Source organism: Plantactinospora sp. BB1 (assembly GCF_003030385.1).
In the GTDB taxonomy this organism is placed as follows: domain Bacteria; phylum Actinomycetota; class Actinomycetes; order Mycobacteriales; family Micromonosporaceae; genus Plantactinospora.
Genome location: NZ_CP028159.1, coordinates 6,700,582 through 6,719,728 on the forward strand (window position 1 = coordinate 6,700,582; position 19,147 = coordinate 6,719,728).

Annotated in this window: 18 protein-coding genes, 1 pseudogene and 1 riboswitch; of the genes and pseudogenes, 13 read left to right on the forward strand and 6 right to left on the reverse strand. The window is 72.3% G+C overall.

All coding sequences use genetic code 11. From position 1 onward, the window contains the following. Positions 1-56 precede the first annotated feature (56 nt). Together C6W10_RS29235 and C6W10_RS29240 are read left to right on the forward strand one after the other, a co-directional pair. Positions 57-356: a type II toxin-antitoxin system VapB family antitoxin gene (locus C6W10_RS29235; protein WP_107262346.1), complete on the forward strand. Its 300-nt coding sequence runs from the start codon at positions 57-59 to the stop codon at positions 354-356. A 34-nt stretch (positions 357-390) separates the two neighbouring features. Next, positions 391-1,575, forward strand: a complete 1,185-nt coding sequence (locus C6W10_RS29240) for an acyl-CoA dehydrogenase family protein (protein ID WP_107262348.1) — start codon at positions 391-393, stop codon at positions 1,573-1,575. A 22-nt stretch (positions 1,576-1,597) separates the two neighbouring features. Here the strand turns inward: C6W10_RS29240 and C6W10_RS29245 are convergent, their stop codons facing one another. Continuing rightward, the gene (locus C6W10_RS29245; protein ID WP_107262350.1) at positions 1,598-2,620 is read right to left on the reverse strand and encodes an ABC transporter substrate-binding protein; all 1,023 of its coding nucleotides are present in this window, start codon (positions 2,618-2,620) and stop codon (positions 1,598-1,600) included. A gap of 251 nt (positions 2,621-2,871) precedes the next feature. Here C6W10_RS29245 and C6W10_RS29250 point away from each other — a divergent pair, with 251 nt between their 5' ends. The 5 genes from C6W10_RS29250 to C6W10_RS29270 are packed head-to-tail and all read left to right on the forward strand — an operon-like array spanning position 2,872 to position 7,017. After that, complete coding sequence (locus C6W10_RS29250; protein ID WP_107262352.1) at positions 2,872-4,671, forward strand: glycoside hydrolase family 15 protein; 1,800 nt, start codon at positions 2,872-2,874, stop codon at positions 4,669-4,671. Further along, positions 4,671-5,450, forward strand: coding sequence for a glucose 1-dehydrogenase (locus C6W10_RS29255; RefSeq protein ID WP_107262354.1), 780 nt, complete (start codon positions 4,671-4,673; stop codon positions 5,448-5,450). Before C6W10_RS29250 ends, C6W10_RS29255 begins: the two co-directional genes overlap by 1 nt. Before the next feature lie 28 nt (positions 5,451-5,478). Further along, positions 5,479-6,246, forward strand: a complete 768-nt coding sequence (locus tag C6W10_RS29260) for a DUF427 domain-containing protein (RefSeq protein WP_107262356.1) — start codon at positions 5,479-5,481, stop codon at positions 6,244-6,246. 10 nt (positions 6,247-6,256) lie between these two features. Beyond that, a complete protein-coding gene (locus C6W10_RS29265; protein WP_107262358.1) occupies positions 6,257-6,685 on the forward strand; it encodes a DUF1622 domain-containing protein in 429 nt (142 codons plus the stop codon). After that, entirely contained in the window at positions 6,682-7,017 is a 336-nt protein-coding gene (locus C6W10_RS29270) for a hypothetical protein (protein WP_107262360.1), read from the forward strand. The genes C6W10_RS29265 and C6W10_RS29270 overlap by 4 nt, the downstream gene beginning before the upstream one ends. Here the strand turns inward: C6W10_RS29270 and C6W10_RS29275 are convergent. The 4 genes from C6W10_RS29275 to C6W10_RS29290 form a co-directional block, all read right to left on the reverse strand. Beyond that, complete coding sequence (locus C6W10_RS29275; RefSeq protein ID WP_107262362.1) at positions 7,014-8,177, reverse strand: endo-1,4-beta-xylanase; 1,164 nt, start codon at positions 8,175-8,177, stop codon at positions 7,014-7,016. The genes C6W10_RS29270 and C6W10_RS29275 overlap by 4 nt on opposite strands. Before the next feature lie 215 nt (positions 8,178-8,392). After that, positions 8,393-9,844: an ABC transporter substrate-binding protein gene (locus tag C6W10_RS29280; RefSeq protein ID WP_107262364.1), complete on the reverse strand. Its 1,452-nt coding sequence runs from the start codon at positions 9,842-9,844 to the stop codon at positions 8,393-8,395. After that, on the reverse strand, positions 9,837-10,340 hold the full coding sequence (locus tag C6W10_RS29285) for an RNA polymerase sigma factor (protein WP_107262366.1): 504 nt from the start codon (positions 10,338-10,340) through the stop codon (positions 9,837-9,839). The genes C6W10_RS29280 and C6W10_RS29285 overlap by 8 nt, the downstream gene beginning before the upstream one ends. 56 nt (positions 10,341-10,396) lie before the next feature. Further along, a complete protein-coding gene (locus C6W10_RS29290; protein WP_107262368.1) occupies positions 10,397-11,320 on the reverse strand; it encodes a bifunctional 5,10-methylenetetrahydrofolate dehydrogenase/5,10-methenyltetrahydrofolate cyclohydrolase in 924 nt (307 codons plus the stop codon). A gap of 24 nt (positions 11,321-11,344) precedes the next feature. Beyond that, a riboswitch (ZMP/ZTP riboswitch) is annotated at positions 11,345-11,432 on the reverse strand. A gap of 169 nt (positions 11,433-11,601) precedes the next feature. Between C6W10_RS29290 and C6W10_RS29295 the strand changes: the two genes are divergently transcribed. Together C6W10_RS29295 and C6W10_RS29300 are read left to right on the forward strand one after the other, a co-directional pair. Further along, positions 11,602-12,423, forward strand: coding sequence for a DUF4230 domain-containing protein (locus C6W10_RS29295; RefSeq protein WP_107262369.1), 822 nt, complete (start codon positions 11,602-11,604; stop codon positions 12,421-12,423). After that, positions 12,420-13,316 (forward strand): hypothetical protein, encoded by an 897-nt coding sequence (locus C6W10_RS29300; protein ID WP_107262371.1) that lies wholly within the window; start codon positions 12,420-12,422, stop codon positions 13,314-13,316. Before C6W10_RS29295 ends, C6W10_RS29300 begins: the two co-directional genes overlap by 4 nt. Positions 13,317-13,337: 21 nt before the next feature. Here C6W10_RS29300 and C6W10_RS29305 read toward each other — a convergent pair whose 3' ends face one another. Further along, positions 13,338-13,544, reverse strand: coding sequence for a PspC domain-containing protein (locus tag C6W10_RS29305; protein WP_107262373.1), 207 nt, complete (start codon positions 13,542-13,544; stop codon positions 13,338-13,340). A gap of 308 nt (positions 13,545-13,852) precedes the next feature. On the opposite strand from C6W10_RS29305, the gene C6W10_RS29310 reads away from it, so the two are divergent. The 4 genes and pseudogenes from C6W10_RS29310 to C6W10_RS29325 all read left to right on the forward strand — a co-directional run. Next, positions 13,853-15,223 carry an L-serine ammonia-lyase gene (locus tag C6W10_RS29310; protein WP_107262375.1) on the forward strand — a complete coding sequence of 457 codons (1,371 nt, stop codon included), beginning with the start codon at positions 13,853-13,855 and terminating at the stop codon, positions 15,221-15,223. Between the two features lie 177 nt (positions 15,224-15,400). Next, positions 15,401-16,228 carry an ABC transporter permease gene (locus tag C6W10_RS29315; RefSeq protein WP_107262376.1) on the forward strand — a complete coding sequence of 276 codons (828 nt, stop codon included), beginning with the start codon at positions 15,401-15,403 and terminating at the stop codon, positions 16,226-16,228. 11 nt (positions 16,229-16,239) lie between these two features. Then, positions 16,240-16,974, forward strand: coding sequence for an ABC transporter ATP-binding protein (locus C6W10_RS29320; protein ID WP_369931442.1), 735 nt, complete (start codon positions 16,240-16,242; stop codon positions 16,972-16,974). Next, a pseudogene (locus C6W10_RS29325) lies at positions 16,974-19,073 on the forward strand (DUF5941 domain-containing protein); the annotation flags it as partial. The gene C6W10_RS29320 and the pseudogene C6W10_RS29325, both read left to right, overlap by 1 nt. Between the last annotated feature and the right edge of the window lie 74 nt (positions 19,074-19,147).

Consider the following 19,147-nt stretch of genomic DNA (forward strand, 5'->3'; position numbering starts at 1 on the left):
CGGAGTAGCGGCAAGGGGTCGGGCCAGCACGGCCATGGGGAGGGGAGCGTGCCGTCGTGATCTTCAAAGCGGTTCGGGACGGGCGTCCCTACCCGGACCACGGGCTCACGTTGAAGCAGTGGGCAGAGATCCCGCCACGCCCGCTGCGCCTCGACCAGCTCATCACGACCAAGCGGGAACTCGCGCTGGACAAGCTGCTCGCCGAGGACTCCACCTTCTACGGCGACCTCTTCCCGCACGTCGTGCAGTGGAGCGGTGGTCTCTATCTGGAGGACGGGCTGCACCGGGCGCTGCGCGCCGCGCTCCAGCAGCGCAACCAGATCCACGCCCGGGTGCTGGTGCTGCCGGCCTCCTGAGCCGGCCGGGGCCGCGCTGGCTAGGGTGGCGGTCATGACCGAGGCAACGGCCGGGACACCCCCGCTCGACCTGCTCGACCTGGACGGTTCGCTGACCGAGGAGGACCGCCAGATCCGGTCCGTCGTGGGCCAGCTCGTGACGACCCGGGTACGCCCGCACGTCGCCGGCTGGTACGAGACCGGCCAGGCCCCGGTGCGCGACCTGGCCGTGGAGTTCGGCAGGCTCGGCCTGCTCGGCATGCACCTGACCGGGTACGGCTGCGCCGGTGCCTCGGCCGTCGCGTACGGGTTGGCCTGCCTGGAGCTGGAGGCCGGCGACTCGGGGGTCCGTTCGCTGGTCTCGGTGCAGGGATCGCTGGCCATGTACGCCATCTGGCGGTACGGCTCCGAGGAACAGAAGCAGCACTGGCTGCCCCGGATGGCGACCGGCGAGCTGATCGGCTGCTTCGGGTTGACCGAGCCGGACCACGGCTCCGATCCCGCCTCGATGACGACCCGGGCCCGCCGGGACGGCTCCGACTGGGTGTTGACCGGCGGCAAGATGTGGATCACCAACGCGCCGGTCGCCGACCTCGCCGTCGTCTGGGCGCGTACCGACGAGGGGGTGCGCGGTTTCGTCGTACCCATGGCGACGCCCGGGGTGACGGCGCGGGAGATCCGACACAAGATGTCGCTGCGCGCCTCCTCGACCGGGGAGATCGTGCTCGACGAGGTCCGGTTGCCGGCGGACGCCCTGCTGCCGGCCGCGACCGGGCTGCGGGCCCCGCTGAGCTGCCTGACCGAGGCGCGGTACGGCATCGTCTGGGGTGCGCTCGGCGCCGCCCGGGACTGCCTGCACGCCGCGCTCGACTACGCGACCAGCCGGGAGCAGTTCGGCCGGCCGATCGCCGGCTTCCAGCTCACCCAGGCCAAACTGGCCGACATGGCGGTCGAGTTGCAGAAGGGCTATCTGCTGGCGCTGCACCTGGGCCGGCTCGCCGACGCCGGCCGGCTGCGGCCGGAGCAGGTCAGCGTCGGCAAGCTGAACAACGTCCGGGAGGCGATCGCGATCGCCCGGCAGTGCCGGACCATCCTCGGCGCGAACGGCATCAGCGGGGAGTATCCGGTGCTCCGGCACGCCAACAACCTGGAGAGCGTGCTGACCTACGAGGGGACGTCCGAGATCCACCAGTTGGTGATCGGGCAGCGGCTCACCGGGCTCTCCGCGTTCGGCGGCTAGCCCGGCGAGTTCCGGCTGGCGGTCAGGCCACCTTGCGGGCGGAGCGCAGCGCGGTGGCCAGCGTCTCCAGGGCGGCGGCGCTGCCGGCGTACGAGAACCGGGGCTCGCTGTTCCAGCCGACGATCTGGTTGGCCTTGACCGCCGGGAGCTGCTGCCAGGTGGGCTTGCCGGTCAGGTCCTTCGGCTGGAGCGTGGAGCTGCGGTTGTCCATCAGCAGCAGATCGGCCGGGTACTTGTCGGCGTTCTCCCAGCTCAGGCTCTCGAAGTAGCCGCCGTCGTCGAGCTTGCCCGGCACGACGACGTCCACGCCCAGGGACTTGTAGTAGAGGATGTCGGAGTTGACGCCCGGGTTGGAGGCGTAGAAGAGGTCCTGTGCGGCGGAGCAGGCGAGCACCCGGATTCCGGGGTTCGCCGCCACCGCCTCCCTGATGCTCGCGGCGGCGGCCTCGAACCGGGCCTTCGCCTCGGTGACCTTCGACGCGTTCAGGTCGGCGCCGAGCGCGGCGGCGAGTTCGGCGTGCCGGCCGATCACCTTGTCCAGCGGGGCGCGGGAGGCGACCAGCGCCACGGTCGGGGCCAGCGGGACGATCTGGGCCTTGCTCTCGTCCGGCACGTACCAGAGCGAGTTCTTCTCGTACTCGTGCGTGACCAGCAGTTCGGGCTTGACCGAGGCGTACGTCTCGATGTTGAACTCGCCCCAGGTGTTGCCGATGACGGTCAGTCCGGCCACCGGCATCTCGCCGGCCTGCACGTCGGCGCTGCCGTCGGCGCGCTTCGTCGGGCCGAAGACGCCGACGAGCTGGTCGGTGACGCCGAAGTCGTACAGCGCGGCGGCGGTGCCGACGAACGCGACGACCCGGTCGGGCCGGCTCGCCGCGGTGGCGGTCTGCCCCCGGTCGTCGGTGAAGCTCCACGCGCCGTCGGATCCGCTGCTCTCCGTGCCGGGATCGTCGTCCTGGCCGCAGGCGCCGAGCAGGGCGGTGAGGCCGAGCGCGCCGGCCGCGCCGAGCAGGTTGCGGCGGGTGAACTGACGGGGGTGCGGCATGGCGTGGTGCTCCTTGGCTGACCGCTGCGCACAGCGGAACTCTTCGGTCCGGGGGCGATCTCTGTTCGCCGGCATGAGGTTAGCCTGACCTAACTTGGAGTTGTCAAGTCGTGGGGGGTCCACGTCGACGCCGCTGACCTGCCGGTTGACCCGGCACCGGCCCGAACGGACGGCACGGCGCGGCCCCGATACGCCGCTGCCACGACGGGATCCGGCGGGATTAGAGCCGCCGGCCGGGGGTAGCCCGTGCCGTGGGGGCCGGAGGTATCTCGGAGCACGGGCTGCTGGCCGACGGGCGCAGCGCCGCGCTGGTCGACCGCTCCGGCTCGGTCAACTGGTGGTGTCCGGAGCGCTTCGACGCACCCTCGGTCTTCTGCCGGCTGCTCGACGTGGCCGGCGGGCACTGGTGGATCCGGCCGGCCGGGCGCTTCGAGGTGCGCCGCAGCTATCTGCCCGACACCCTGGTGCTGCGCACCGTGTTCCGGACCGAGCAGGGCGAGGTGTCGCTGACCGACGGGCTGCTGCTGGAGAACGGCGCCCGGGGACACGACATCGGGCGGCGGTCGCCCGGAGTCCTGGTCCGGGTGGTGGAGGGGCTCTCCGGGACGGTACCGATGGTGCTCTCCTACTCACCCCGGTTCGAGTACGGCCGGCGGACCGCGTACCTGGTCTGGCAGGACGGCCAACTCGTCGCCACCTCCGGGCCGACGACGCTGACGCTGACCGCCCCGATCCCGCTGACCGTGAACGAGTCCGAGGCGACGGCCAGGTTCACCGTCGGTGCCGGCCAGCGGGACAGCTACGTCCTCGCCTACCGGCCCACCTTCCACGAGATGCCGTCGCACCCGGTCGACGACGCGGACGCCTTCGGCGACACGGTGCAGGGCTGGCGGTCCTGGGCCGCACACCACGACTACCAGGGCCGCTATCCCGAGCTGGTCCGGCGCAACGCCCTGGTGTTGCAGGGCCTCACCTACGGGCCGAGCGGTGCGGTGGTGGCCGCCGCGACCACCTCGCTGCCGGAGAAGCTCGGCGGCGACCGCAACTACGACTACCGGTACGCCTGGCTGCGCGACTTCAGCCTGACCCTGCGGGCGCTCTGGGTCGCGGCCTGCCCGACGGAGGCGAACCGGCTCTTCGGCTGGGTCGCCTCGGCGGTCGGCCGGATCGACGGCCAGCCGGTACCGATCATGTTCGGCGTCGAGGGGGAGCGGGACCTGACCGAGCGCCGGATCGAGACGCTGCGCGGGTACGCCGACAGCAGGCCGGTCTGGGTCGGCAACGAGGCGTGGCGGCAGCGTCAGCTCGACGTACCGGGCGAACTGCTGGACGCGGCCTGGCGGCTGCGGGACTACCTCGACCCGATGGGTGCGGAGGTACGCGACCTGCTGCGCAGCCTCGCCGACCAGACGGTGCGGAGGTGGCGGGAGCCGGACGCCGGGATGTGGGAGGCCCGGGACGCCGCCCGGCACTACGTGTCGTCCAAGGTGGGCTGCTGGGTGGCGCTGGACCGGGCGGTACGGTTCGGCGCCCGGCTGGGCGACTCCGACGACCTGACCCGCTGGGCGGCGGCCCGGGACGAGATCCGGGAGACGGTACTCCGGGAGGCCTGGAACGCCGAGGTCGGCGCCTACACCGGCGCCTTCGGCTCGGACCAGCTCGACGCCAGCGTGCTGCTGATGCCGGTCGCCGGCTTCCTGCCCGCCACCGACGCGCGGATGCGGGCCACCATCCGGCTGGTCGAGGAGCGGCTCTCCCGAGGGGGCCTGGTCCGGCGCTGGGCCGGCGACCCGGCGGCGTTCACGATCTGCTCCTTCTGGCTGGTGCAGTGTCTGGTGCTGGCCGGCGAGCGGGACCGGGCGGCGGCGATCTTCGAGAACGTGGCGGGCGTCGCCAACGACCTCGGGCTGCTGGCCGAGCAGGTCGACCCGCACACCGGCGAGCAGCTCGGGAACTTTCCACAGGCGTTCTCGCACATCGGGCTGATCGGTGCGGCCTGGGAACTCACCACCGCCTCAGCCGAGGCGATGTCGGCAGGGGGAGGAAGCTGATGACTGGACGGCTCGAAGGAACCACTGCGCTGATCACGGGGTCGGATTCCGGGATCGGTCAGGCCACCGCGATCGAGTTCGCCAGGGAGGGCGCCGACGTGGTGGTGCACTACCTGCACGACCACGACGGCGCGCAACACACCCGGGAGCAGGTGGAACAGGCCGGCCGGCGGGCGGTCGTGGTGCGCGGCGACATCAGCGAGGAGGACCAGGTGGAGGCGATGTTCGACACCGCGCTGGCCGAGTTCGACGAGCTGAACGTGCTGATCAACGACGCCGGGGTGGACGCCTCGGGCATCCCCGTGATCGACCTGGACACCGAGACCTGGGACCGGGCGATCCGGGTCAACGTCTACGGGGCGTTCTTCTGCTCGCGACGGTTCGCCCGGCACCGCCGGGACCGGGGCGGCAAGGGCAAGATCATCAACATCACCTCGATCCACCAGGAGGTGGCCCGGGCCGGCGGCTCGGACTACGACACCAGCAAGGGTGCGCTGCTCAACCTCGCCAAGAGTATGGCGCTGGAACTCGCGCCGATGGGGATCAACGTCAACAACATCGGACCGGGCATGGTGCTCACCCCGTTCAACCAGCGGGCGATCGACGACCCGAAGTACCTGGAGGAGCAGGTGCAGAGCATCCCGTTCAAGCGGGCCGCGGAGCCGGTCGAGATCGGTCGGCTCGCGGTCTTCCTGGCCAGCTCCGACGCCGACTACGTCACCGGGTCGACGTACTTCATGGACGGCGGCCTGATGCAGAACCAGGGTCAGGGGGCCTGACCAGACAGCGAAGCCGGGAGGAGAAGCCGTGTCCCGCTATCCACACACGATCGTCCCGATCGACCACGTCGAACCCTGTGGCCGGCGGATCCGCGCCCTGCTCAACGGCGAGTGGGTGTTCGACACGAGCAACGCCCGGTACGTCTGGGAGGAGCCGCACTATCCGCACTACTACATCCCGCTCGCCGACGTACGCCAGGAGCTGCTGGTCGACGAGCAGGACGTCCAGCAGTACCCCGCGGGTACCGCCCGGCAGTACGGCCTCCGGGTGGGCGAGCGCTACCACCCGGGCTGCATACGGGTGCACACCGACAGGTCCGTCGACGGGCTCGCCGACATGGTGCGCTTTCAGTGGGACGCCCTGGACACCTGGTTCGAGGAGGACGAGGAGATCTTCCTGCACCCGCGCGACCCGTACACCCGGGTGGACGCGCTGCGGTCGACCCGGCGGGTACGGGTCGAGATCGACGGCGAGGTGCTGGCCGAGTCGGGTTCGCCGGTGCTGGTCTTCGAGACGGGCGTGCCCACCCGCTACTACCTGAACCGGGCCGAGGTGGACCTCGGCCGGCTGATCCCCACCGAGACCGTGACCGCCTGCCCCTACAAGGGCCGGACCAGCAACTACTGGTCGGTCCGGATCGGCGACACCACGCACAACGACGTGGCCTGGGCGTACGACTTCCCCAGCCACCTGATGCAGCCGATCGCCGGGATGGTGGCGTTCTTCAACGAGAAGGCCGACATCTTCGTCAACGGCGAGGCGGTGCCCCGGCCGAACACCCGCTGGTCGCGGTAGGGCCACCGGATTGCCCGAGGAGCTGCTGGCCCGCGTCGTCCAGGTGCTGGTCACCATCGTCGAGGCGGTGGGGGCGGCAGTGATCTTCGTCGGCGCCGTCTGGACCGCCGGCCGGTTCGTGGTGGCCGGGATCCGTCACCGGTCGGCCGCGGTCTTCACCCCGATCCGGCTGTCGCTGGGCCGGTTCCTCACCCTGGGGCTGGAGTTCCAGCTCGCCGCCGACATCCTGCGTACCGCCGTCTCGCCGACCTTCGGACAGCTCGGCCGGCTGGCCGCGATCGCCACCATCCGGACGGCGCTGAACTATTTCCTCGGCCGGGAGATCCGGCAGGAACAGCGGCAGCTCGGCACCTCGGACGGCCCGCCGGCCGACCGGAGCGGACCGGCCGCCGGCGCCCCGTCCGCCGACCCGGCCGGCGAGGGAGACGGACGGCGGTGAGAAATCTCGGCACCCTGCTCACCGCGCTCGCCCTGCTGGCGGCCGTGGTGACCCTGCTGACCACCCGGTCCTGGCGTACGGCGCTGCGGGTGCTGCTCGACCTGCTGGTGGCGGCCGGCCTGATCCGGCTGGCCACCCTGGAGAGCTGGACCGATCTCGCCGGTGCCGCGATCGTCATCGCGCTCCGTCAGCTCGTCTCGGCGGCCCTGCTCGGCTCCGGCCGGCCCGGCGATGGGGCCGGACCGGCCGGAGCCCGGGTGGTGGTGGGATGGTCGAGGGTGAGGTGGCCGGGAACGGGTACGGGCCGGACCCGTTCCCGACCGACCTCCTAGAAGCCGCGCCTGCTGTTCGGGTCCGAGGCGACGGCGAGTACCTGCTGGAGACCCCGGTAGGCGGCCTTGGGCTGGAGGTTCTCGTCCAGCGGGGTGGCCGAGCCCTGGCCCTCGAAGAAGCCGGGAACCCAGGAGTACTTGTCGGTGAAGCCCCACACCGTGAACATCACGCAGCGCGGGGTGAGCAGGCAGGCCTGGAGCAGGGTGTTGAAGCTACCCACCTGGCCGGCCTCCTTGTAGGTGTCGACCGGCAGGAAGAACCGCACGTCGACCTCGGTGAACGCGGTCTCCAGGCCGAGCCTGTCGAAGCGGGCCAGGTTCTGCGGGGCGTCGATCGGCAGCGGGTACTGGAGGTCGAGGTGGCCCTGGAAGCCCATGCCGTGCAGCGGCACCCGCTGCTTGCGGAGCTGCTTGGCCAGCTCGTAGTAGGCGGTGCTCTTCGGGTTGATGTTGTCGATCGCGTAGTCGTTGAGGAAGAGCTTGGCCCTCGGGTCGGCGGCGTGCGCCCAGCGCAGCGCGTCGGCGATGTAGTTCGGGCCGAGGTGCTGGCGGAAGATGGTGTCCCGGAGCACCGGGGCGTCGCCGTCGGTGAACGCCTCGTTGACCACGTCCCAGGCCCGGACCTTGCCCCGGAAGTGCTTCACCACGGTGGTGATGTGGTTGCGCACGATCTCACGCAGCTCGGCCGAGTCGATCGAGCCGTCGGCGACGCCGTCGGTCAGCCAGGCGGGGGCCTGACTGTGCCAGAGCAGCGTGTGGCCGTGCACCTTCTGTCCGTTGCGCCGGGCGAACTCGATCAGCTCGTCGGCCGGGCCCCAGTTGTACTGGCCCCGGGTCGGCTCCAGCTCGGCCCACTTCATGACGTTCTCGGCGGTGACGGCGGAGAACTCCCGGGCCGCCCGCTCCCGGTACGGCGCGTCGGTGGCCAGCGCGTTCATGTCGATCGCGGTACCGATGCCCAGGCCGTGTTTCCTGGCCAGTACCCGCAGCGGAAGGTCCGTGGACGTCCCACCGGGTACGTGTGCGGCGGAGCCGCCCTTGGTCGCAACGGCGTTGATCGGCGCCTGGGTCGGGGCGGCGGCGGTGGCGGTCGACGGCCCGACCGTGTAGAGGGCGCCGGCCGCGAGCACGCCGACCAGGGCTATCCGAAGTTTTCTCATCGAAGCAAGGCCTCCAGGGTGTGGTTCTCCGTCAGCCGCCGGTCGGAACCGGCGGGGAGCGGCGCGCAGGGGACGGATGCGCGTCGATCGCTACCCGAACGCGGGTCGGGTACGGATTTGCTGCCGGGCACACTGTCGGAGATCCGACACTCTGGAGGGTGGGCTCGATCTTGCTCGAAGATCGTCAGAGATGGTAAAAGGCGCGGGAGTTGTGCTCAGCCGGCCTCCGCCATCGCCGCCGCGAACTGCTCCGGAGTCAGCTTCCCCTGGAACAGCCGGCGCAGGTTGTCGAGGAGCACCGTCGCCGCCGCCGGCTCCAACGCCTGGTCCCAGGCCAGCCCGTACGACGGGGCCCGGGTGACCAACTCGTGCACCGAGGTGGCGAACTCGGCGTGCCGGGTGCCCCGCAGCCGCTGCGCCGCATCCGTCACCGGCGGCACCTCGCCGTCGGCGACCAGGGCGTCCAGATAGTCGTCCGACGCCACGGACCGGACGAACTCCAGCGCCGCCTCCGGATGCCGGCTGCCGGCGACCACCGAGAAGTAGTGGGTCGGCACCCCGACCAGGTCGGCCGGATCCCCGGCCCCGCCGGAGACCGCCGGGAAGGGCACGAAACCCAGGTCCCCGGTGGCCATGAAGTCCGGGTTCCGGGCAAGCTGGGTCGGATATTCCCAGGTACCCATGAGCTGCATCGCGGCCCGCCCGCTGGCCAACCGCCCGGACGCGTCGCCGTCGTCGTAGGCGACGGAGGCGAAGTCGGCACCGAAGGCGCCCCGCTCGACGAGGGCCCGTACCTCCCGCAGCGCCTGCGCCACCGCCGGCTTCGACCAGGCGCCGGGACGGCCGGCGACGATGTCGGCGGTGGTGCCCGGACCGCCGATCCGCTCGGCCAGGTACATCACCCACATCAGCTCGGTCCAGCCCTGGGCACCGCCCAGCGAGATCGGGGTGATGCCGCGCGCCTTGAACGTCTCCACCAGGGAGAGCAGCTCGGCGTAGCTACCCGGCGGCCGTACGCCGGCGTCGGCGAAGACACCCCTGTGGTAGAAGAGCACCACCGGGTGGGTACCGCCCATCGGGATGCCGTACTGCCGGCCGTCCACCACCCCGCCGGCCAGCGTGCTGGGCAGGAACCGGCCGGCCACCCCCGGCTCGTCCCGCAGCGCGGTCAGGTCGACGAGCATCCCGTCCCGGGCCAGCCCGGCCAGGCTCGCCCCGCCCCAGGTGGCGAAGACGTCCGGCCCCTCCGACGAGCCGATCCCGGTACGCAGCTTCTGCTTGTACTCCTCGTTGCCGAAGGTGACGAGGTCCACGTCGACCCCGGCGCCCTGGTTGTGCCGGTCCACCAGTTTCCGCAGCGCGGGTTCGTCGCCCGGCTGGGTGATCGCCCAGACCCGGATCGTCCCGGACGCCCCGTCGGCGGGCGGCGGCACCGACGGCACCGTCCGGGTCAGCTGCGCCCCGGTGAGGGTCACCGCCAGCACCAGGACCGCTGTCGCCAGGCTGGCCAGCCCGGCCCGCTGCCGACGCCTGCGCCGGTAACGCCGGCGGATCGTGGTGATCGCCTCCGGATCGGCCGCCGGCAGGGCGTGCTGTGCCTGGGTCAGGGTGGCGGCCAGCTCCCGATCGAGCCGCCCGTCGTCCACCGGACCTACCTCGTCAACCACGTCCGCTCCGAATCGTCGAGTCGGCGGGCGCCAGGTGCGCCCGTAGCACGCGCTTGGCCCTCGCGTACCTGCTGGAAACCGTGCCCGGAGGCTCGTCGCAGATCCCGGCGATCTCGCTGAACGTGTAGCGGTACAGCACGTGCAGCACCACGACCGTCCGTTCCGCCTTGCCGAGCTGCTGCAACGCCTGCCACAGCGCGCCGTTGCCCACCGCGGTCGCGGCCGGATCGTCGGACCGGTGGTCGACGTCGTCGGTCAGCACCTCACGACGCCACCGCCGCCACCGGCTCACGTTGCGGGTCACGATCACCTGCCGGGCGTACGCCTCGGGATTCTGCCCGGCCTTCGGCCACCGCTGCCAGACCTCGACCACCGCGATCTGGGCCAGGTCGTCCGCCTCGGCCGCGCTGCCACTGATCAGGTACGCGAACCGCCGCAAAGCGTCCAGCCGGGCCCGAGCGAACTCCTCGGCGTCGCTGAACGCACCGTGGGCCACAGGCTCCTCCTCCGGGCTCCTAACGCTGGCCGCCGTCGATTCGCTGCACCTCGAACCTAGCGGTCCCGGTGTCCCGGATCACCTGCCGAAGTGGTGCTCCGCCGCTCGGCGAGTTCGACGGCGTTGCGGAACAGCATCGCCACGGTGGTCGGGCCGACCCCGCCGACCCGGGGCGTGATCGCCCCGGCGACCGAGGCGCACGACTCGTCGAGGTCCGGCAGCAGCCGGCGTCCGGCGTAACGGACCCCGCCGCCGATCGCGACCGCGCCGGGCCGCAGGTGCTCCGGCCGCACGATCCCGGGTACGCCCACCGCGGCGACCACGATGTCGGCCCGCCGGGTGTGCCGCTCCCAGCCGGGTACCCCGCTGTGCACCACGGTCACCGCCGCGTCGGCGGTGGGCCGCTTCTGCCCGAGCAGCAGCGACAGCGGCCGGCCCAGGGTCGTACCCCGGCCGAGGATCACCACGTCGCGGCCGGCGACCGGGATCTCGTGGAAGGCGAGCAGCGCCTCGATCCCGGCCGGGGTGCACGGGACCGGGCCGGGCAGCCCGGCGGCGAGCCGGCCCAGGCTCTCCGGGTGCAGCCCGTCGACGTCCTTGGCCGGATCGATCGCGGCGATCGCCGCCTGGTAGTCGAGGTGGCCGACGGGGTGCTGCACCAGGATGGCGTGCACCGCCGGGTCCTCGTTGAACTCGCGGATCGCCCGGAGCAGGTCCGCCTGGCCGGCGGTGCCGGGCAGGTGGGTGTGCGGCGACGCGAAGCCGAGGTCGGCGGCGCGTTGCTGCTTCATCCGGATGTAGCCGGCGCTGGCGGAGTCGTCGCCGACCAGGATCGTCGCCAGGCTCGGCACGACACCGGAGCGGCGCAGCGCGGCGACCCGGGCGGCGACGTCGGCGAGGACCGCCTCGGCGACGGGGCCGCCGGGCAGCAGCCGGGCGGTGCGTACCTCGGCGTCGGTGGGGGTCTCGGAGACGGTCACGGGGCTTCCTCTCGACGTGGAAAGCCCCGGCGCCCAGGCGTACGGCGACGGAGTCGAGCCCGGCGGTCGCTTCCCGGTGGTGCTCCACCCGACGCCAGTCACCACCGCCACGCCGAGCCTACCTCCGGGCCCGCCCCCATCGGCGGTCGTGCTCGGCTGCCGCCGTCGCGAGCTGGGCAGACGTGAGCCCGGCCCGCGTCCCTCCGGTTCGACTCGCGGGTGTCGTACCGGAGTCGTACCGTTTTCTCCAGGTGCTCCTTCGACAAGGACGGTGAGGGCGGATGTCCCGAGAAGGCGATGTCAACCAGCCCACGCGTGAGTTTCCCGGCTATGCGAAGGGGCAGGCCACGCCCCCCGGCCCGGCCGATCCCTGGTCCGACGGCACGGCGCACGACGACACCCGGCCGTTCGACGCCGACGAGCCCCGGCCGGAGCGGTCCGATCCGGAGCCGACCGGCGGCGGCCGGTGGGGTCGCGGCGTCTTCGTCCTGGTGGGCATCATCGGCGTGGTCGCCGTACTGGTGCTCGGCGTGCAGGTCAGCGGGATCCTGCCGGACTGGCGCAACCCGTTCGCCAAGGAGCAGACCGACCGCAGCCAGCCGCCGCTGCTCAAGTCGATCCAGGACCTCAGCCGCTACGTCGCGGCGGAGGGGAACTTCGAGGTCGTCGTCGACCTGGAGAACAACCGGAAGTACGTTCCGGAGTTCCTGCTCGGCGAGCGCACCCTCTTCGTCGGGGCCGGCACCGTCGACGCGTACGTCGACTTCGGAACGCTCCGCGACGACGCGGTGGTCGTCTCCGCCGACGGGAAGTCGGTGGAGATCAAGCTGCCGGCACCGCAGCTCGGCGAGGTCAACCTCGACCTGGAGCGGAGTTACGTCTTCGCCGAGAAGCGCGGCATCCTCAACCAGCTCGGCGAGGTCTTCGGCGGCGACCCGAACCGGCAGCGCGAGGTCTATCTCAAGGCCGAGCAGAAGATCGCCGAGTCGGCCAAGAGCAGCGGGCTCGGCGAGCGCGCCCAGGAGAACACCCGGAAAATGCTGGACCAACTGCTCCGGTCGCTCGGCTACGAGCGGGTGACCGTCAGCTACGTCCAGCCGTGACCGTCGCCGCCCTGGGCACGCTGGCGGCACCGTCGGCCGACGAGCCGCCGATGCTGTTCGGGGCGGCGATCTGGTCCATCCTGGTGATGGCGGTGGTGTTCGTCGCCAACCTGGTCGTACACCTGCTGCGGAACTGGTTCGGCCCCCTCGACCGGCTGGTCGAGGGGGCCCGGCAGGACGTCTACCTCGACCACGTCCGGGGGCCGGCCGCCGCCGTGCTCGTCGCGGCCACCAGCGGGTACGGCATCAACATCGTCACCGGGGACGCCGACTCCCTGCTCGGCTACCTCGGCCTGCTGATGGCGCTGCCCCTGCCGCTGGCCATGGTCGTCTGGGCCGGTGTCCGGGCGGTACGCCAGGCCGACTTCGAGCGGGTGTGGCCGCCGGAGTCGATCCCGGTCGACGACCGGGTGAAGGTGCGTCACGTGCTCCGGCGGGTACGGGCCGAGGCGGAAGGGCTCGCCGAGTTGCCGGCCGGTGAGCTGGACCGGCTCGGCCGGCTGTTGACCCGGCTCTCCGAGGAGACGGTGCCGGCGCTGCACGCCCGGCGGGACCGTGACCTGCGGCGGTGGCTGCGCGACCATCCCGTCGTCGCGGTCGGGGTTGCGGTCTGGAGCGGGCTCACCGTCGTCGCCGTCGGGGTCGCCCTGGCGTCCCGGTACGACGGGTCGTGGCGGCTTGCCGGGGTCCTCGCCGGGTTCGCGGTGGTGGTCCTCGGCCTCCAGGGCGGGCTGCTGACCGTACTGCGCCGACGGAGCCGTTACCGGTCGGCTCTGCTCGCCGACGAGGTGGAGCAGACCGCCGGGGGCATCCGGCGGCGCATCACGGAACAGCGGCTGGGCCTGGGCACCGGGTCGGGCGCTCTGCCCGGCCGGCAGCACCGGCGGGGCTGACCGCCCGGCCCGTACCGCAGGTCAGTGCGCGGCGACGTAGTGGCGGTCCTCGTTCGGCATGATGATCCAGAGCGCCAGGTAGACGATCACCTGGGTGCCGGGCAGCAGCAGCGAGAGGATGAAGAGCAGCCGCACCATTCCGGCGGACATGCCGAAGCGGCGGGCCAGGCCGGCGCAGACTCCGGCGATCATGCGGTTGTCTCGGGGGCGGGTGAGCTTGCGGCTCATCGACGTCTCCTCTGATAGCGGTGGAACGGGCGGCTGATTCCACGGTAGGAACGGGAGGTCGGGCCGCCCTCGGTCTCCAGACGGATCCGGACACCGCGTACCCGTAGGTACTTACCCGGGCGGGGCCGGCGGACACCCGGGTCCGGTGCCGGGCATCCGGACGGATCTGCTCCGGCGGCCGTCCCGCGCCTGCCGGGCCGGGGCCGGGTAGGCTCGCGGACCGGCAGCTCAGGGGCGATGCTTGGGGGAAGCCCCGGCGACCGCCCCGGGGCCAGGGCCGGCAACGGGGCCGGCCGGGAGGAGTTTCGATGATCAGCGCCTTCGACCTGTTCACGGTCGGGATCGGGCCGTCCAGCTCGCACACCGTCGGCCCGATGCGGGCCGCCCGGACCTTCGCGGCCGGGCTCAAGGCCGACGGGTTGCTCGCGGAGACGGCCAGGGTGCGGGCGGAACTCTTCGGCTCGCTCGGTGCCACCGGGCACGGGCACGGCAGTGGGCCGGCGGTACTGCTGGGGCTGCTCGGGGAGGCGCCGGAGACGGTCGACCCGGACCGGGTCGCCGAGACGGTGGCCGGGATCCGGGCCAGCGGCCGGTTGGCCGTACTCGGCGCGCACGAGGTCGACTTCGACGCCGACCGGGACCTGGTGCTGCACCGCCGCCGGTCGTTGCCGTTCCATCCGAACGGGATGATTTTCACCGCGTACGACCCGGCGGGTGCACCGCTGCGGGCCCGCACCTACTACTCGGTGGGTGGCGGGTTCGTGGTGGACGAGAACGCGACCGGCGCGGACCGGATCAAGCCGGACAGCACCCGGGTCCGGTACCCGTTCAGCACCGGCGCCGAGCTGCTGGCCCTGACCGCCGAGACCGGGCTGCCGATCAGCGGGATCATGCTCGCCAACGAGCGGGCGTGGCGCAGCGAGTCGGAGATCCGCGCCGGCCTGCTGGAGATCTGGCGGGTGATGCGGGAGTGCGTGGACCGGGGCAGCCGGCGGGACGGGACGCTGCCGGGCGGGCTGCGGGTCCGGCGCCGCGCCGCCGAGTTGCGGCGGGGCCTGGAGGCGGATCCCGGTTCGGCCGACCCGTTGCGGGTGATGGACTGGGTGACGCTCTTCGCGCTCGCGGTCAACGAGGAGAACGCGGCCGGGGGCCGGGTGGTGACCGCCCCGACGAACGGCGCGGCCGGGATCATCCCGGCGGTGCTGCACTACTACACCCGGTTCGTGCCGGGGGCGTCCGAGGAGGGCGTACTCCGCTTCCTGCTCGCCGCCGCCGCGATCGGGGTGCTGTTCAAGGAGAACGCCTCGATCTCCGGTGCCGAGGTCGGCTGCCAGGGCGAGGTCGGGTCCGCCTGCTCGATGGCGGCGGCCGGGCTGGCCGAGGCGCTGGGCGGCACCCCGGCCCAGGTGGAGAACGCCGCCGAGATCGGCATGGAGCACAATCTCGGGCTGACCTGTGATCCGGTCGGTGGCCTGGTGCAGATTCCCTGCATCGAGCGGAACGCGGTGGCCAGCATCAAGGCGATCACGGCGGCCCGGCTGGCGCTGCGGGGTGACGGGGAGCACGCCGTCTCGCTGGACAAGGTGATCAAGACGATGCGGGAGACCGGCGCCGACATGAAGATCAAATACAAGGAGACCGCCCGGGGCGGGCTCGCGGTCAACGTCATCGAGTGCTGAGCGTCGGGTGCCGAGTCCGGCGTCGGCATGATGGCGGGCGGGCGCCGTTCGGGTAGCGTTGGCGCGTTACCCGGGAAGGTGTCGCAGCCCGGCCGATCCTTATTTGGGGCGATTTTCCCGACTGCTACCCTATGTCGGGCTCGACCGGTCGGACCATGACGAGCACGGGAGGCGGCGGTGACGTCTGGCGTGGCGGCGGTGTGGTCACACCGCAACACGCTCCGGCTGCTCGTCCGCCGGGACCTGGCCGTCAAATACCAGCAGTCGGTGCTGGGCTACCTCTGGTCGCTGATCGAGCCGCTCGGCATGGGCGTCATCTACTTCTTCGTCTTCGGCGTGCTCTACCGGTCGGCCACCGACCGGCACCTCGGTGACGCCGCCGAGTCGTACCCGCTCTTCCTGATCACCGGCATCTTCGCCTGGATGTGGACCAGTTCGGCGATCGGCGAGGCGACCGCCGCGCTCACCGGGCAGGCCCGGTTGATCACCACGATGAACCTGCCCCGCGAGGTCTTCCCGATCGGCCGGGTCGCCGGCCGGTTCGCCGAGTACGTCGCCGGGCTGCCGATCCTGGTCGCCGTCGCGATCGCCTACGCCTCGCTGGACCGGATCGAGTTCGGCGTGTCGCTGCTGGCGCTGCCGCTGGCGATCCTCATCCAGGCGACCCTGCTGGTCGGGATCGCGCTGCTGCTCTCCTCGCTCAACGTGCTGATGCGGGACATCGAGCGGCTGATGCGGCTGGTCACCCGGGTGCTCTTCTACGCCACCCCGATCATCTATCCGCTGACCCTGGTCCGGGACTCCGCGCTGCCGGACTGGGTCAAGATCACCTACGAGTTGAACCCGCTGGTCGGGATCTTCCAGCTCCACCACGCGGTCTGGTACCCCGACGAGTTCCCCGACGCCCGGCTGCTCGGCGTCTCGGTCGGCGGCAGCCTGCTGGTGCTGCTCGCCGGCTGGTGGGTGTTCCGCCGGCTCGAACCCGCCGTCCTGAAGGAGCTGTAGTGGCCGGGGCGATGGTGCAGGCGGAGAACCTGGGCATCCGGTTCGTCCGGAACCGGCGGCGCAACCTGCGGCTGCGGGAGATGTTCATCCACCGGGGCGGCCGGCAGCCCGCCGCCGGGGTCTTCTGGCCGCTGCGCAACGTCTCGTTCTCGGTCGCCCCCGGCGACACCGTCGGGATCATCGGCCGCAACGGCACCGGCAAGAGCACCCTGCTCCGGCTGATCGCCGGGGTGCTGATCCCGGACGAGGGCCGGATCCGGGTCGGCGGCGCGGTCGCACCGCTGCTGGAACTCTCGGCCGGCTTCTCCAACGATCTGACCGGGCGGGAGAACGTCCACCTGGTCGGCTCGCTGCACGGGCTCAGCCCGAGCTTCCTGCGCCGGCACTTCGACGAGATCATCGAGTTCTCCGGCGAGCAGATCGCGAAGGCCATCGACACCCCGGTCCGGCACTACTCGTCCGGGATGAAGGTCCGGCTCGGCTTCTCGGTGATCGCCCAGCTCCAGCACCCGGTGCTGCTGATGGACGAGGTGACGGCGGTCGGCGACGCCGACTTCCGGAAAAAGTGCTACGACACCATCGACCGGCTGATCGCCGAGGGCCGTACCGTGATGCTGGTCTCGCACAACGAGAACGATCTCACCCGGTTCTGTAGCCGGGGACTCTACTTCGACGGAGGACGATTGCGGGTGGACGGCACCATACGCGAGGCTCTTGACGCATACCACGACGTGGTCAGGCCGTGATGCTGGCGATCCTGCTCACCCCCACCCGGCCGGGCGCGCCGCTGACCCGTCCCGACGGCGTGCCGCTCGCCGCCGCACTCCGCGAGCAGTTGCGCGCCGCCGGCGCCCGGGACGTGGTCAGCACCGACGATCCGGGCGAGGTCGCCGTGCTGGCCGGCACCGCCCGGGAACCGGTACTCCTCTGCTCCGGCGACCTGGTCGCGCACACCGCCGTACTCCGGCACCTGGCCACCAGTCCGATGCCCGGCACCGTCGCCCTGGTGCTGCCCGAGCCGGGCGCCGGCCCGGTCGGGGTGGTCGAGGACCGCAACCAGGTGGTCGCCGTCGGCGACCCCGCCGGGGCGGCCGGCACCGTCGGCACGCTGACCACCGCGCCGACCGGCGCCTCCGGCGGAGCGGTACGCGTCGGCGTGCCCGACCTGCCCGCCCTGGTCGCCGCGGCCCGGGCCGTCGCCGACCTGCCCGACGGCAACGTCGCCGCGGCCCGGGCCGTCGCCGACCTGCCCGACGGCAACGTCGCCGCGGCCCGGGCCGTCGCCGAGGCGCCCGCCGGCCCGACCCCGCTGCTGGACCGGCTGCTCGCCGCGCTGACCCGCCCCGAACCGGCGACCGGCACCGGCATCACGATCTTCGCCCACCGGGTACGCCTGCTCGTCGCCCGTCGGGTCGCCGACCCGGCGGCGCTGGCCGAGGCGGAGGCGGCGGTGGCGGCGGTCGACTCCGACCGGGCCGAACTGCGGCTCTCGGTCAAGGAGAAGGACGACTTCTTCACGACGTACTTCGTCAGCACCTGGTCGCCCTGGGTGACCAGGCTCTGTGCCCGGCTCCGGCTCACCCCGACCGGGGTGACCGCGATCTCGGTCGCCTTCGCGGTGGCGGCGGCGGCGCTCTTCGCCTTCGGCGACCGGCCCGCGCTGGTGGCCGGCGCGGTCCTGCTCTACCTCGGCTTCATGCTCGACTGCGTCGACGGGCAGTTGGCCCGCTACACCCGGCACTTCAGCCCGTGGGGTGGCTGGCTCGACACCATCGCCGACCGGGCCAAGGAATACCTGGTCTACGCCGGCCTCGGCATCGGGGTCGAACGGGCCGACGGCCCCGGCTGGGCGCTGGCGATCGCGGCGATCACCCTGCAGACCGTCCGGCACATGACCGACACCTGGTACGGCGCGCTGCACGACGAGGCGGCCAAGCGTCCCCGCCCGGCCGGGCAGGGCGGCTCCGGTGGGCTCGGTGACCGGCTCAGCCAGGCGTCGAACCGGGTGCAGGCCGACACCGGCTCGTTCACGTACTGGGCGAAGCGGACGGTGGTGTTCCCGATCGGCGAGCGGTGGGCACTGATCGCGCTCACCGTGGCGATCTTCAGTCCGCTGGTCAGCCTGGTCGCCGTACTGGTCTGGGGCGGGTTGGCGGCGGCGTACACGCTGGCGCTGCGTACCCTGCGGGCCCGCTCGATGCGGGTCGCGGTACTGACCGAGGTCGACACCACGCTGCACCGCGACGACGGGCCGGTGGTCCGTTCGCTCGCCGCGCTCGGCCGGCGTGCCGGGCTGCTCGGGCCGCTGCCGCTCGCCCTGCTCGGGGTGGTGGTCAGCCTGCTCCTGCTCGGTGCCGGCCTGGCCGGGCTCGGCACCGAGTCGGCGCGCTGGCTGGTGCCGTTGGCGGTGCTGGCCGTGCTGGTCGCCGGGCTGTCGGCGACGACACCGCACGGCGGCGCGCTGGACTGGCTGGTGCCGGCGGCGCTGCGGGCCGCCGAATACCTGCTGGTGATCGGGGCCGGGCTGCTGGTCGACGCGGACGGTGCGGTGATCTTCGCGCTGCTCTTCGTACTCGCCCTGCGGCACTACGACCTCACCGCCCGGCTGGAGAAGCGGGAGCGCGCGCCACTGATGCACGCGCTCGGGCTGGGCTGGGACGGCCGGCTGATCCTGCTCGCCGTCGCCGTGCTCGTCGGCCCGGTCGCCGGTCGGGTGGCGCTGCTGCTGCTCGCCGGCTACCTGGCGGTGATTTTCCTGGTGAACGCGCTCCGTGGCTGGGTACCCAGGGACATTCCCGCGCCACGACAGCCGGCCGACGCCGCCGTCGGGTCCGGTGGCCACCCCGCCGCCCCCGACGCGTACGCGACCGCTCGGGCGGGGGAGGGGAACGCCGCTACCCCGGAGCGACCGGACCGGAC

Bases quoted from the DNA above. Each gene is read 5' to 3' on its own strand.
- C6W10_RS29240 (WP_107262348.1), top strand. From the start codon at position 391: ATGACCGAGGCAACGGCCGGGACACCCCCGCTCGACCTGCTCGACCTG.
- C6W10_RS29245 (WP_107262350.1), bottom strand. From the start codon at position 2,620: ATGCCGCACCCCCGTCAGTTCACCCGCCGCAACCTGCTCGGCGCGGCC.
- C6W10_RS29255 (WP_107262354.1), top strand. From the start codon at position 4,671: ATGACTGGACGGCTCGAAGGAACCACTGCGCTGATCACGGGGTCGGAT.
- C6W10_RS29275 (WP_107262362.1), bottom strand. From the start codon at position 8,177: ATGAGAAAACTTCGGATAGCCCTGGTCGGCGTGCTCGCGGCCGGCGCC.
- C6W10_RS29295 (WP_107262369.1), top strand. From the start codon at position 11,602: ATGTCCCGAGAAGGCGATGTCAACCAGCCCACGCGTGAGTTTCCCGGC.
- C6W10_RS29305 (WP_107262373.1), bottom strand. From the start codon at position 13,544: ATGAGCCGCAAGCTCACCCGCCCCCGAGACAACCGCATGATCGCCGGA.
- C6W10_RS29310 (WP_107262375.1), top strand. From the start codon at position 13,853: ATGATCAGCGCCTTCGACCTGTTCACGGTCGGGATCGGGCCGTCCAGC.
- C6W10_RS29320 (WP_369931442.1), top strand. From the start codon at position 16,240: ATGGTGCAGGCGGAGAACCTGGGCATCCGGTTCGTCCGGAACCGGCGG.